The sequence below is a fragment of the Nocardioides lianchengensis genome (assembly GCF_900101465.1).
Lineage (GTDB): Bacteria > Actinomycetota > Actinomycetes > Propionibacteriales > Nocardioidaceae > Nocardioides > Nocardioides lianchengensis.
The window spans coordinates 130,533-143,687 of sequence record NZ_FMZM01000005.1; the positions used below are offsets into that span (position 1 = coordinate 130,533).

Consider the following 13,155-nt stretch of genomic DNA (forward strand, 5'->3'; position numbering starts at 1 on the left):
GACGACGCGCAGACGGCCGACCGGGTGGCGATACGCGTACCTCAGGGGGCCCGTGGCAGAATGTGACTGCGGCTCTTGACGTGACCGGGCCTGGCCGCGCCCATGAGTCAATTCTGACGCTCTGCTGACGAGAGGTGTACGTGTCCTCGACCGCGCGCAAGATCCCTGCCGAGGTGCTGTCGCACCCGGCCGTCGTGGCCCTCATCGACCGCGGGACGCCGTCCGGCAGTCTCTCGCCGGATGAGGTCCGCCGGGCCAGTGAGGACGCGGCCGTCGAGCCGCGGCACCTCAAGGCCCTGCTCGGGCACCTGAGCGACCTCGGCATCTCCGTCAACATCGGCGCCGCGAGCACCACGCGTGCCGTGGCGGCGACCACCGCGCGCAAGACCACGACCGCGAGCACCGCCAAGAAGGCCGCCCCGGCCAAGAAGGCGGCCGCGGCGAAGACGGCGGCGGCCCCGGCCGTCGCCGAGCCGGTGGTCGGCCCCGACGGCAAGAAGGTCCTGCCCGACGTGCCCGACGAGCAGTTCGAGAAGGACGTCGCGACCGACCCGACGATCGTCGAGGACGAGAAGTCCGCGACCTTCGTGGTCTCCGCGGCCGACGACACCGACGAGCCCGAGCAGCAGGTCATGGTCGCCGGCGCGACCGCCGACCCGGTCAAGGACTACCTCAAGCAGATCGGCAAGGTCCCGCTGCTCAACGCCGAGATGGAGGTCGAGCTCGCCAAGCGGATCGAGGCCGGCCTGTTCTCGGAGGAGAAGCTCGGCAAGGGCGGCAAGGTCAAGCCCAGCCTCCACGAGGAGCTCGAGTGGATCGCCGAGGACGGTCGTCGCGCGAAGAACCACCTCCTCGAGGCCAACCTGCGTCTCGTCGTCTCGCTGGCCAAGCGCTACACCGGCCGCGGCATGCTCTTCCTCGACCTGATCCAGGAGGGCAACCTCGGCCTGATCCGTGCGGTCGAGAAGTTCGACTACACCAAGGGCTACAAGTTCTCGACCTACGCCACCTGGTGGATCCGGCAGGCCATCACCCGCGCCATGGCCGACCAGGCCCGCACCATCCGCATCCCGGTGCACATGGTCGAGGTCATCAACAAGCTGGCCCGCGTGCAGCGCCAGATGCTCCAGGACCTGGGTCGCGAGCCCACCCCGGAGGAGCTCGCCAAGGAGCTCGACATGACCCCCGAGAAGGTCATCGAGGTCCAGAAGTACGGCCGCGAGCCGATCTCGCTGCACACGCCCCTGGGCGAGGACGGCGACTCCGAGTTCGGCGACCTGATCGAGGACTCCGAGGCGATCGTCCCGGCCGACGCGGTCTCGTTCACGCTGCTCCAGGAGCAGCTGCACGCCGTGCTCGACACGCTCTCCGAGCGTGAGGCGGGCGTCGTCAGCATGCGCTTCGGCCTCACCGACGGCCAGCCCAAGACGCTCGACGAGATCGGCAAGGTCTACGGCGTGACCCGCGAGCGGATCCGCCAGATCGAGTCGAAGACCATGTCGAAGCTGCGGCACCCGTCGCGCTCGCAGGTCCTGCGCGACTACCTCGACTGATCGGTCGGGTCGCTCGCCGGTGGGGTTCCGTGACCGCTGGCGAGCGATCCCGCTCGGCGAGCGCGTCGAGATCGCGTCGACGGTCCTGTGCGTGGCCGTCGCCTACGTCACCCTCGTCCGGTACGACGACGGCTGGCGGGTCTGGCTGCCGCAGGCCGCGGCGCTGCTGCTCTGCCTGCGCCTGGCCTGGCGCCGGCTGCGGCACTGAGGAACCTTCCGGTCGCCGCGGGGCGGGGGAGCGAGCAGCATCGGGGGATGACTCCTCGACTCGCGCTCGCCATCGCCGCCGGGCTGGTCGTCTCCCTGCTGGGTACGACGCCGCCGGCCACCGCCGATCCCGCACCCGCCGCGCTGCCATCCACCGCGGTGGCGATGGGTGACAGCTTCATCAGCGGCGAGGGGGCGGGCGACTACGACGCGGTCGTCGACCAGTCGGGCGTGACCCAGGCCTTCCCGGGCTGGGACAGCCCGAACAGCAACCCGTACTTCTGCCACCGCTCGCCGCACGCCTCCATCGCCGTGGCCGACCTGCCCGGCATCGACCAGCGGGTCAACCTGGCCTGCTCGGGCGCCCAGCCGGGCGACATCGCGAATCCGTCGTCGGCTCGCGAGTCCGGCCGCACGGTCGCCGCGCAGCTCGACCAGCTGCGCCAGGTCGCCCAGACCGGCGACGTCGACCTGGTCCTGGTCGGGCTGGGCTCCAACAACTCCCACTTCACCTTCGGGACCGTGGCCGCCGAGTGTGCGGGCCGCTTCGTCGGTGACGGCTACACGGGCTGGTGGGAGGTCTGGATCGACGTCATCAACTGGGTGACCGGTGCCGAGCTCAACGAGGACCCGTGCACCGACGCCGACCTGGCCAGCCCCGAGCAGCTCACCGCGGCCCAGGCCGACACCACGGCCGCCGTCCGGCAGATCCTCGACGTGCTCGACGAGGTCGACGCCGACGGCCAGCACCGTGTCGTGCTCCAGGACTACATCAACCCGCTGGCGCCGTCGTACGCCGCCGACTACCTCGAGGAGGACGGCCGCGACGACGAGCGCGACAAGTACCGGGCCCTGGTCGACGAGCGGTACGCCGCCGGCTGCCCGGCCGACGTCGCCTCGCTCGCGCCCGCCCACCGCTTCTCGCAGGGCCTCGGCCACCTGGTCGGCGGCGTGGCGAGCACACTGCAGGCGGAGCGTCCCGGCGTCGACGTGACCTACCTGAACGTGCAGGCCGCCTTCGACGGTGCCCGCCTCTGCGAGCAGCCGGGGAGCCCGGGCAACGCCCTGGCGACGCCGCTGCGGGTCATGGACGGGCCGACCGGCGTCAAGGTCGAGAGCTTCGGTCCGTTCGACAAGCTGGACATCAAGCGGGTCACCGACACCTGCTCGGACTACTACCAGACCTGCCAGGAGTCGTGGCACCCGAACGCGAGCGGTCACCAGGTCCTCGGCCAGTGCCTGTCGGCGGCCTGGACCCGCGGCGGTACGGCACTGACCTGCAGCCGTCAGCCGGACGGCTCGGTCCTGGTGCCCTGATTGCCAGGGCCGCGGCGAGGGCGCACCCTGAGGGATGACCACCTTCAGCGCCCTCCGCCACGCGACCGTCGTGGCGACCGCACTGCTGTCCGGCCTGGCCGTGGCCGCACCGGCGGTCGCCGAGCGAGGCGCCTATCCGGACCCGGCCGACACCCAGGCGTCCCTCACCGACATCCGGGAGGTCCGCGTCGCACACGGGGCCGAACGGGTGACAGTCGCGGTCGGGTTCACCGACCTCCGGGCCACCTCGGACGGTGGGCCGTCCGGTCTGACGGTCTTCCTCGACGCGAACCCCGACCGCCGGGGTCCCGAGCTCGCGCTGGTCACGGGGCTGCAGGAGGGCACCGACTACCAGCTGCTCCGGGTGCGCCGGTGGAAGCTGGTGGGGGAGCCGCTCACCTGCGACCACTCGGTGCGGCTCCGTCCGGCCCGGGACCTCGCCCGGGTCCGGGTGGCCCGGTCGTGCCTGCGCGACCCGGAGCGGATCCGGGTCGCCGTACGGATGGTCGACCAGTACGACGGGTCGCACCCGGTGACCGACTGGTTCCGGGGCCCGCGGCGCTACACGCCCTGGTTGTCGGGCGCCTGAGCCCGGGCGGACGGTCCGTCAGCCGGTCGCGACCAGCACGACCGCGGTCGCGCAGAGGGCCAGCCCGGCCGCCTGCAGCGGGTGCACGCGCTCGCGCAGCAGCGTGGCCGCGAGGAGCACGGTGACGGCGGGGTAGAGCGAGGTGATGACGGCAGCCACCGTCAGGTGGCCGCCGCGGGTCGCGACCTGGAACAGCCCGGTGGCGATCGCGCCGAGCACCCCGCTCACGACGCCGGCCCAGGCCCAGCGGGTGCTCGGCACCCACGGGGCGCGCAGCAGCAGGGCGACCCCGACGATGACGACCCCGGCGAGCAGCTGGTTGAGCGCCAGGGGCAGCAGCCCGGCCCCCTCGGAGACCTGGGCCAGCGCCGCGAACAGGGTCCCGAAGCCGAGGCCGGCCAACAGGCCGTCGACGGCGCCCGAGGAGCGCGGCGAGCTCGGTCCGGTCGGCTCCCCGGAATCTCGCGCGACCAGCCAGATCGCCGGGAGGGCAAGCACGATGCCGAGCCCGGTGACCGGGCCGGGTCGCTCTCCGCTCACGAGGCCGACCACCACCGGCACCAGTACGGCGCCGACGCCGGAGACCGGGGCCACGACGCCCATCCGGCCGGAGGAGAGCCCGCGGTAGAGGAACGCCGTACCGAGGCCGTTGCCGACCCCCGCGGCGACCGCCCAGACCAGGTCGTCGTGGGTAGGGGAGCCGCCGACGAAGGGGACCGCCAGCAGCACCAGGGCGCCGCCGCCGAGTTGGGCGGTGAGGGCGACGGACCAGGCGCTGGCGCGCTGGGAGACGAGTCCGCCGTTGAAGTCCGCCAGGCCGTACGCCGCCGCGGCGACGAGCGAGAGGAGCACGCTCACGCGCTCACCCTGGCACAGCGCTCACCCGGAGACGCCGAAGGCCCCGGACACGGGGTCCGGGGCCTTCGGTGAAGTTCGTCGCGGTGCGGTCAGTCGGCGGCAGGGGAGGGCGTGGACCCACCCAGCTTGTGGGTCTCGTCGACCACGTTGGCCGCGATCTCCTTCAGCTTGTCACCGTGCTCACGGGCGTGGTGCGCGCAGAACAGGAGCTCGCCGCCGGACTGGAGCTCCACGCGGAGGTAGGCCTGCGCGCCACACCGGTCGCAGCGGTCGACTGCGGTGAGCGGCGTGCTCGGGGCAACTGCAGTGTTCACTTCGGCCTCATCTCTGATCATCGGTGTCTTGCACAACGTAGCGGTGGGCTTCAAGATTCCCGCCGGATCGTGGTGCCCGACACGTCATCCCATCACGGACAGTCGTTCCCCGCTGGCGGGTTTCCCATGCCCTGGACAACGATGTCCGGGACCGAAGGTCACTCTCCGCGGTTGAGACCTGGTGCCTCATCCAGTCTGACGTGGAACAGGCGTCGCCGAGATGCGTTTTCCCGAACCCGAGTCCGATCGTGTCCACATCGTGACGTCACCCACGCCGGTGGTGCTGCTGTGCGTGTTGCTGCCGGTGGAGCGGTGCTGCTGGGTTGAGCCTCTGGGGAAGTGGTGCCCACCGTAGACCCGTCGTACTCCTCGGAGGAGCAGGCGTGCCTGCACCGTCCATCGGCGTGTCGCAGGTAGATTCGGAGCAGTTCCACCACTCGGATTTCCTCCGTGTTTCACGTCCGTTGTTCCGACCAGGAGTCCCGTCATCGCCGACAACACCTACAACGCCGCGCACCTCCTCGTCCTGGAGGGGCTGGAGGCCGTGCGCAAGCGGCCCGGCATGTACATCGGCTCGACCGACACCCGGGGCCTGATGCACTGCCTGTGGGAGATCATCGACAACGGCGTGGACGAGGCGCTCGCCGGTGCCGCCCACAGGGTCGAGGTCACGCTCCACCCGGACGGCTCGGCCGAGGTCCACGACGACGGTCGCGGCATCCCCACCGACGAGGAGCCCAAGACCGGGCTCCCGGGCGTCGAGGTGGTGGCCACCAAGCTGCACGCGGGCGGCAAGTTCGGCGGCGGCTCGTACGTCGCCACCGGCGGCCTGCACGGCGTCGGGCTGTCCGTCGTCAACGCGCTCTCGAGCCGGATGGACATCGACGTCGAGCGGTCGCCGTCGAGCCAGGGCCTGTCGTTCCGCCGCGGCACCCCCGGCGTGTTCGACGGCGAGGCGCCGACGGCCGGGTTCGAGGCCCGCTCCGGACTGACCCGCAAGGGCGGCCGGGTCGCCAAGGGGCGCAGCGGCACCCGGATCCGGTTCTGGCCGGACCGCCAGATCTTCACCCGGGACGCGACCTTCGAGTTCGAGGGCCTGCTCGGCCGTGCCCGGCACACGTCGTTCATCGTCCCGGGCCTGGAGCTGGTGATCCGCGACCTGCGCGGTGACACCCCCGTGGAGGAGAAGTTCCGCCACGACGGCGGCATCGCCGAGTACGTCGACTTCCTCGCCCACGACGAGCCGGTCACCGACGTACTCCGGCTCGAGGGCATGGACACCTTCAAGGAGACCGTCCCGCTGCTCGACGACGACGGCCAGATGACGCCGCAGGAGATCGAGCGCGAGCTGGTCGTCGACATCGCGGCGCGCTGGGGGACCGGCTACGACACCGAGCTGCGCTCGTACGTCAACGTGATCGCCACCCCCAAGGGCGGCACCCACCTCAGCGGCTTCGAGCAGGCGCTGACCAAGACGTTCAACGACGTGATGCGCAGCGCCAAGGTGCTGAAGGTCAACGACGCCGACGTGGTCAAGGACGACGTCCTCGAGGGCCTGACCGCGGTGGTCACGGTGCGCCTCGCGGAGCCGCAGTTCGAGGGCCAGACCAAGGAGATCCTCGGGACGCCGGCGGCGCGGAGCGTCGTACGCAAGGTGGTGTCGGCGGAGCTGAAGAAGTTCCTCACCTCGACCAAGCGGGGCGAGAAGGCCCAGGCCAAGCTCGTCATGGAGAAGGTCGCCGGCGCGGCCAGGACCCGGATCGCCGCCCGCCAGCACAAGGAGACCCAGCGGCGGAAGAACGCCCTGGAGTCCTCCGCGCTGCCGTCGAAGCTCGCCGACTGCCGCAACAACGACAACGACCGTACTGAGCTCTTCATCGTCGAGGGCGACTCGGCGCTCGGCACGGCCAAGCTGGCCCGCAACTCGGAGTTCCAGGCGCTGCTGCCGATCCGCGGCAAGATCCTGAACGTCCAGAAGGCCTCGGTCGGCGACATGCTGAAGAACACCGAGTGCGCCTCGATCATCCAGGTCGTCGGCGCCGGCTCCGGGCGCACCTTCGACCTCGACGCCCGCCGCTACGGCCGGATCATCTTCATGGCCGACGCCGACTCCGACGGCGCCCACATCCGGTGCCTGCTGGCGACCCTGTTCTTCAAGTACATGCCCGAGCTCGTCGCCGAGGGGCGGGTCTACTCCGCCGTACCCCCGCTGCACCGCATCGAGCTGTCCAACCCGAAGAAGGGCATGGACAAGTACGTCTACACCTACTCCGACGACGAGCTGCAGCGGAAGCTCGCGGAGCTGAAGAAGAAGAACGTGCGCTGGAAGGACCCGGTGCAGCGCTACAAGGGCCTCGGTGAGATGGACGCCGACCAGCTGGCCGAGACCACGATGGACCCGCGGCAGCGCACGCTGCGCCGGATCACCGTCGACGACGCCGAGGACGCCTCGCGCGTGTTCGAGCTGCTGATGGGCTCCGACGTCGCTCCGCGCAAGGAGTTCATCGTGCAGGGTGCCTACGAGGTGGACGTCGACGCCCTGGACGCCTGAGCTCGGCGTCCGGACGATTCACCGGCAGGCCGGCGGAGCGTGGGCAACCGACGGTGCAGGACGACGGGTGCCAGCTCACCGTCGCCCGGGGCAGGTGACCCGGCCCTCAGACCAGGCGATCGAGCAGGCCGGTGTCGACGTCGTACAGGAAGCCGCCGACCTCGACGGAGTCGGGGACGAGGGGGTGGCTGAGCACCTTGCGGACGTCCATCTCCAGGGCGCGGCGCTGGTCGTCGACGACGTGGAAGCGGTGCCAGGAGGCGTCGACGCCGGCGGACTCGGAGATCCGGTCGCGGATGACCTCCTCGGAGTTGCTCGCCACGGCGCAGCGGGTGTGAGGGACCACCAGGACGCGCTGGACGTTGAGCAGGTGGACGCCGAGGACGAGCGCCTCGAGGGCGGCCTCGGTGACCCGGCCGCCCGGGTTGCGGAAGATCTTGGCATCGCCGGGCTTCAGCCCGATCATGCCGAGCGGGTCGATCCGCGAGTCCATGCAGGTCACGATGGCGACGCCGGCGCGGGCGACGCCGTCGAACCCGCCGTAGGCGAAGTCGGAGGCGAAGTCACGGTTGGCAGCGAGAAGGTCGTCGAAGGCCACGCACCGCAGCGTAGCGAGATGCCTCCGGGCGGCGGTGAGCAGTCCACCGATCCGGCCGGTGAACCCGTGGCTCACCCACCGCCGGTACGGCGGGTCGCCACGAATCGCCGTACCGACGGTGCAGGATCCACCGGTCGGGCCCGTCGGACGGTGGACTACTCACCGCCGGACCGGGGTCGGCGGGGAGCGGGTGCGATCAGCCGGCCGAGCGCAGCAGGTCGCCGGCGGAGACGGCCCGGGTGGCGGCGCCGCGGAAGAGCAGGAGCGCCAGGGCGGCGGCGATGACGGCGGAGACGGCGGCACCGAGGAAGACGGTCTGCTCCTGGGTGATGGCGGCGTCGAGCTGCTGGGTGCGGTAGGCCTGGCAGACCTTGGTGGCGTCGGCGCCGCAGATCTCGGCGACGGTGCGCAGCTTCTCCTGGGCGTCGTAGTAGCGGCTCAGGCCGATGGCGGTGAGGGCGGAGATCCCGACGAGCATGCCGACCATCCGAGCGACCACGACGAGAGCGCTGGCCAGGCCGTGCACGTCGTCGTCGGTGCTGGCGAGGACCGCCGCGTTGACGGGGGCGAGGGCCAGGCCGAAGCCCAGACCGCCGACCACCAGCGCGATGTTGCAGGTCCAGCCCTCGAGGGCGTCGGAGCTCCACTGCGACATCAGCGCGAAGCCGACCGCGGCCAGCACCATGCCGACCGCCGTGATGGCGCCGGCGGAGTGGCGGCGGGTGAGGTAGCCGCCGAGGACGGCGCCGACCGGGAGCGCGACCAGGAACCGGACCAGGACCAGCGCGGCCATCAGCTGGCTGTCGCGGTACGACGTGGACCGCGCGAAGAGGGGGACGGCGACCAGCGCTGCGATCAGCGCGGCGCCGACGAAGAAGCTGACCAGGACCGCGCCCCAGGCCGGCCGGGCCCGGAGCGCTCCGTGGGGCACCAGGGGCGACGAGGCCCGTCGGAGGTGGAGCACGAGCGCGACGGTGGCGACCGCGGCGCCGAGGAGGTACCAGAGGCCCTGGTCGGAGAAGACCTGTACCTCGGGGTCGGCGGTCGCGAAGGCCAGGATCACACCGCCCAGCGCCGCAGCCAGGAAGAGGGCCCCGACCAGGTCGGCCTCGCGGGCGCTGCGGGCCCAGGAGCGCAGGTCGACCAGCGGGTGCCTCGCGGTCGCGCAGCGCAACACCAGCAGCACCGTCGCGACGATCGTGGTCAGGCCGAGGGGGGTCAGCCAGCGGCCCTCACCGGCGACCGGGACGAAGAGCTCGCCCCAGGTCAGGTCGGCCATCAGCTGTGACGGCTCGAGGAACACCAGCGCACCGGCGGCCAGGACCACCAGCGTCAGCAGCACCCCGACGGGATCGGGCAGGTGGATCCTGGCACGCTCGTGCCCGGGTGCGGCGCTCGACGTGGCCTGGATGGCGACCGCGAGCAGCAGGCCGACGGCCAGGTTGATCGCGAAGATCGCGCGCCAGTCGGCCACCGCGAGGACCACGGCGCCGAAGAGCGGGCCGAGGACGCTGCCGATCTCCTGCACGGCCGAGACCAGGCCCAGCGGGACGCCGCGGCGCTCGCGCGGGTAGAGGTCGGCGACCAGGGCGAGCGTCGCCGGAACCAGCCCGCCGCCGCCGAGCCCCTGCAGGAACCGGCCGGTGACCATGCTCGGCAGGTCGTAGGCCAGGGCGGTCACCAGCGAGCCGAACGCGAAGACGACCAGGGCCGCGGTGAGCACGGGGACCCGGCCGCGCAGGTCGGCGATCCGGCCGATGAGCGGCAGCATCGCGACGTACCCGAGCAGGAAGCCGGAGATGATCGGCGCCGCGCGCTGCAGCTCGTCGATCGGGATCGCGGCGCTCGCCATCAGCTCCGGCAGGGCCAGGACGACGACGTAGGTGTCGGCCGCGGCGAACGCCACGGCGACGGCCGCGAGGCCGAGCAGCGCCCGCGGCGAGCGCCCCGACGAGGCGGTCACGGCGCGACGATGTCCTTCTCGGTGCCGTAGTCGTCGAACGTCATCGTGTAGGTCATGTCGTCGTCGCCCTCGTAGAAGACGCCGGTCAGCCGGGCCTCGCGCAGCTCACCGTCCTCGCTGATGGTGTACGACGCGTCGAAGTCGCCCGCCGCGCTCGGCACGATGTTGGCGACCACGTCGCCGGGCACCGTGCCGGTGTAGGAGGTGAAGATCTCGTCGTTGCCCTCGCCGCCGCGGACCCGCTCGCCCTGCTCGACGTCGGTGGTCGCGGTGAGCAGGCTCGAGAAGCCGGCGTCCTCGCCCATCAGCTGGTTGGGGTCGGGCGCGCCGTACTGGGCCGGGTCGATCGCCGTCCACTGGGGGAGCAGCAGCGAGTTCTTGGCGTAGACCTTGCCGTCGACCGCGATCACCTCGGCGGTCGCGGGGATGCCGTTGACGCTCAGGTCGAAGCTGCCCTCGAAGGCCGGGGGGTGCACGCCCACCCCGGTGGCCTTGCGGATGCCGGTGACGCTCGACGAGAGGTTGTCGGCCTCGAGGGTGATCTGGACCCCGCTCGTCTCGTCGAGGGTCGTCTTGGCCAGCTCGAGGACCTCGGTCGGCGTGCTGTCGTCGCCGCCGGGGGAGCCCTCGTCGTCACCGCTGCAGGCGGCGAGCGTGAGGGCGAGCAGGGCGGCCGTGGTCGCGGCGAGGGTCCGGGTCACGGCGGTCAGCCTTCCACGACCGGGAGCCGGACCGCGACCGGACCCGCGCACGCGGCGATCGGCTGGCTGCCGGGCACCCCGGAGCCGTCCCGGCGACCGGTGGCGTCGGGCAGGTCGACCGGAGCCCCGCTGGACGCGGCGGCCCGGGCCGGCGCCGGGCCGGCCCAGGCGAAGACCAGCACGTCCTCGCCCTTGAGGAACCGGTGGCAGCGGACGCCGCCCGTGGCGCGGCCCTTGCCGGGGTACTCGCTGAACGGCGCGACCTTGACCAGCCCGGGCTCGGTGCCGGGCAGCGCGGTGGAGGACCCGGACGCGGTCACCACGACCGCCCCCTCGCCCGCCTCGGAGTCGAACGCGCCGAAGGAGACGACGTACTGGGCGACGGCCAGGCGTACGCCGGCGATGCCGCCACCGGAGCGTCCCTGCGGGCGGACGCCGTCGGCGCCGAAGTGGAGGAGCTGGGCGTCGGAGGTGATGAAGCAGAGGGTCTCGGTGCCGGTGGTGAGCTCGACCGCCCCGACCACCTCGTCGCCGTCCTCGAGTCGGATCACGTCCCACTCGTCGCGGCCGAGGACCTCGGGGTTGACCCGCTTGACGACGCCCTGGCGGGTGCCGAGCGCGAGACCCGGGCCCTCGGTGGCGAGGGTGCACAGCGCGAGCGCCCGCTCCCCGGACTCCAGCTGCAGCATCTCGCTCAGCGGGAGGCCGCCCTGGAGGTTGGGGTCGTTGGCCGAGCCCGGCAGGGCCGGCAGGTCCAGAACCCCGAGCTTCAGCAGCCGGCCGCGCGAGGTCAGCACGCCGATCTCGCCGCGGACCGTCGTCCGGACGACGGAGGCGACCACGTCGTGGTTGGTGCGGCTCTCGCCGGAGCCGACCGGCTCGGCGTTGGAGGTGCGGGCCAGCAGGCCGGTGGACGACAGGAACGCGTAGCAGGGGTCGTCGGCGACCTCGAGCTGGACGGCGGAGGCGGTCACGGCGACGCCGGCCGACTCCAGCAGGACGGTCCGGCGGGGCGTGCCGTACGTCTTGGCGACCTCGGCGAGCTCGTCGGAGACGACCTTCCAGCGCAGCTTGTCGTCGTGGAGGATCGCGTCGAGCTCCTCGATCTGACGACGCAGCTCCTCCTGCTCCTTCTCCAGCTCGATCCGGCTGAACTTCGTCAGCCGGCGCAGCGCCAGGTCCAGGATGTACTCGGCCTGCAGCTGGGAGAGGTCGAAGACCGACATCAACCGCTCCCGGGCGGCGGCCGCGTCGTCGCTGGTGCGGATCACCTGGATGACCTCGTCGATGTCGAGCAGCGCGATCAGCAGTCCGTCGACGAGGTGCAGGCGGTCGGCCAGCTTGTTGCGGCGGAACTGCGAGCGCCGGCGGATGACCTCGAAGCGGTGGTCGAGGAAGACCCGCAGCAGCTCCTTCAGCCCGAGCGTGCGGGGCTGGCCGTCGACCAGGGCGACGTTGTTGATGCCGAAGGAGTCCTCCAGCGGCGTCTGGCGGTAGAGCTGCTCCAGCAGCGCCTCGGGGACGAAGCCGTTCTTGACCTCGATCACCAGGCGCAGGCCGTTCTCGCGGTCGGTGAGGTCCTTGATGTCGGAGATGCCCTGGAGCTTCTTGCCCTGGACCAGCACCTTGATCCGCTCGACGACCTTCTCGGTCCCGACGCCGTAGGGCAGCTCGGTGACGACGATGCCCTTCTTGCGTCCGATCGCCTCGACCCGGGCCGTGGCCCGCATCTTGAAGCTGCCCCGGCCGGACTCGTAGGCGTCGCGGATGCCGTCGAGGCCGACGATCTTGCCGCCGGTGGGGAGGTCGGGCCCGGGGATGAACCGCATCAGGTCATCGAGGGTGGCCTTCGGGTGGGTGATCAGGTGGCGCAGGGCCTGGACCACCTCGACCAGGTTGTGCGGGGCCATGTTGGTGGCCATGCCGACCGCGATGCCGGTCGTCCCGTTGACGACCAGGTTGGGGATCGCCGCGGGGAGGACCGTGGGCTCGAGCTCGCGGCTGTCGTAGTTGGGCTTGAAGTCGACGGTGTCCTCGTCGATCGAGGCCGTCATCGCCACCGCCGCAGGCGCCATCCGGGCCTCGGTGTACCGCATCGCGGCGGGGGAGTCGTCCGGAGAGCCGAAGTTGCCGTGGCCGTCGATGAACGGGACCCGCATGGACCAGGGCTGGGCCATCCGGACCATGGCGTCGTAGATCGCGCCGTCGCCGTGGGGGTGCAGGCGACCCATGACCTCGCCGACGACGCGGGCGCTCTTGACGTGGCCGCGGTCGGGCCGCAGGCCCATGTCGTTCATCGTGTAGAGGATCCGCCGCTGGACCGGCTTCAGGCCGTCGCGCGCGTCCGGGAGCGCGCGGGAGTAGATGACGGAGTAGGCGTACTCGAGGAACGAGGACTCCATCTCCTGCTTGATGTCGGTGTCGAGGATGTGCTCCTCGAAGTCATCGGGAAGATCGGGAGTGGTGCGGCGGGCCATGGCCGTCATTCTCCCTGGAGGCACCGA

Annotated in this window: 11 protein-coding genes; 5 read left to right on the forward strand and 6 right to left on the reverse strand. The window is 71.6% G+C overall.

Features of this window, described 5'->3' with window-relative positions:
- The first annotated feature begins 134 nt into the window (after positions 1-134).
- From BLT76_RS10400 to BLT76_RS10415, 4 genes are read left to right on the forward strand one after another with little or no spacing between them, the layout of a single operon-like run.
- A complete protein-coding gene (locus tag BLT76_RS10400; RefSeq protein ID WP_090854876.1) occupies positions 135-1,553 on the forward strand; it encodes an RNA polymerase sigma factor in 1,419 nt (472 codons plus the stop codon).
- A gap of 19 nt (positions 1,554-1,572) precedes the next feature.
- Positions 1,573-1,761 carry a hypothetical protein gene (locus tag BLT76_RS10405; RefSeq protein WP_090854880.1) on the forward strand — a complete coding sequence of 63 codons (189 nt, stop codon included), beginning with the start codon at positions 1,573-1,575 and terminating at the stop codon, positions 1,759-1,761.
- Between the two features lie 47 nt (positions 1,762-1,808).
- On the forward strand, positions 1,809-3,077 hold the full coding sequence (locus tag BLT76_RS10410; protein ID WP_090854883.1) for an SGNH/GDSL hydrolase family protein: 1,269 nt from the start codon (positions 1,809-1,811) through the stop codon (positions 3,075-3,077).
- A gap of 34 nt (positions 3,078-3,111) precedes the next feature.
- Positions 3,112-3,666 (forward strand): hypothetical protein, encoded by a 555-nt coding sequence (locus tag BLT76_RS10415; protein ID WP_090854887.1) that lies wholly within the window; start codon positions 3,112-3,114, stop codon positions 3,664-3,666.
- A gap of 18 nt (positions 3,667-3,684) precedes the next feature.
- Here BLT76_RS10415 and BLT76_RS10420 read toward each other — a convergent pair whose 3' ends face one another.
- Both BLT76_RS10420 and BLT76_RS10425 read right to left on the reverse strand, forming a co-directional pair.
- The gene (locus tag BLT76_RS10420; RefSeq protein WP_090854890.1) at positions 3,685-4,524 is read right to left on the reverse strand and encodes a DMT family transporter; all 840 of its coding nucleotides are present in this window, start codon (positions 4,522-4,524) and stop codon (positions 3,685-3,687) included.
- Between the two features lie 89 nt (positions 4,525-4,613).
- The gene (locus BLT76_RS10425; RefSeq protein ID WP_211752860.1) at positions 4,614-4,859 is read right to left on the reverse strand and encodes a DUF7455 domain-containing protein; all 246 of its coding nucleotides are present in this window, start codon (positions 4,857-4,859) and stop codon (positions 4,614-4,616) included.
- Positions 4,860-5,325: 466 nt separating this feature from the next.
- Between BLT76_RS10425 and BLT76_RS10430 the strand changes: the two genes are divergently transcribed.
- Positions 5,326-7,389 carry a DNA gyrase/topoisomerase IV subunit B gene (locus BLT76_RS10430; RefSeq protein ID WP_090854896.1) on the forward strand — a complete coding sequence of 688 codons (2,064 nt, stop codon included), beginning with the start codon at positions 5,326-5,328 and terminating at the stop codon, positions 7,387-7,389.
- A gap of 106 nt (positions 7,390-7,495) precedes the next feature.
- Here BLT76_RS10430 and BLT76_RS10435 read toward each other — a convergent pair whose 3' ends face one another.
- The 4 genes from BLT76_RS10435 to BLT76_RS10450 form a co-directional block, all read right to left on the reverse strand.
- Positions 7,496-7,987, reverse strand: coding sequence for a beta-class carbonic anhydrase (locus BLT76_RS10435; RefSeq protein WP_211752862.1), 492 nt, complete (start codon positions 7,985-7,987; stop codon positions 7,496-7,498).
- 196 nt (positions 7,988-8,183) lie between these two features.
- Complete coding sequence (locus BLT76_RS10440; protein WP_090854899.1) at positions 8,184-9,950, reverse strand: MFS transporter; 1,767 nt, start codon at positions 9,948-9,950, stop codon at positions 8,184-8,186.
- Entirely contained in the window at positions 9,947-10,651 is a 705-nt protein-coding gene (locus BLT76_RS10445) for an LppX_LprAFG lipoprotein (RefSeq protein ID WP_170867017.1), read from the reverse strand. Before BLT76_RS10445 ends, BLT76_RS10440 begins: the two co-directional genes overlap by 4 nt.
- Before the next feature lie 5 nt (positions 10,652-10,656).
- Positions 10,657-13,128, reverse strand: coding sequence for a DNA gyrase/topoisomerase IV subunit A (locus tag BLT76_RS10450; protein WP_090854905.1), 2,472 nt, complete (start codon positions 13,126-13,128; stop codon positions 10,657-10,659).
- Between the last annotated feature and the right edge of the window lie 27 nt (positions 13,129-13,155).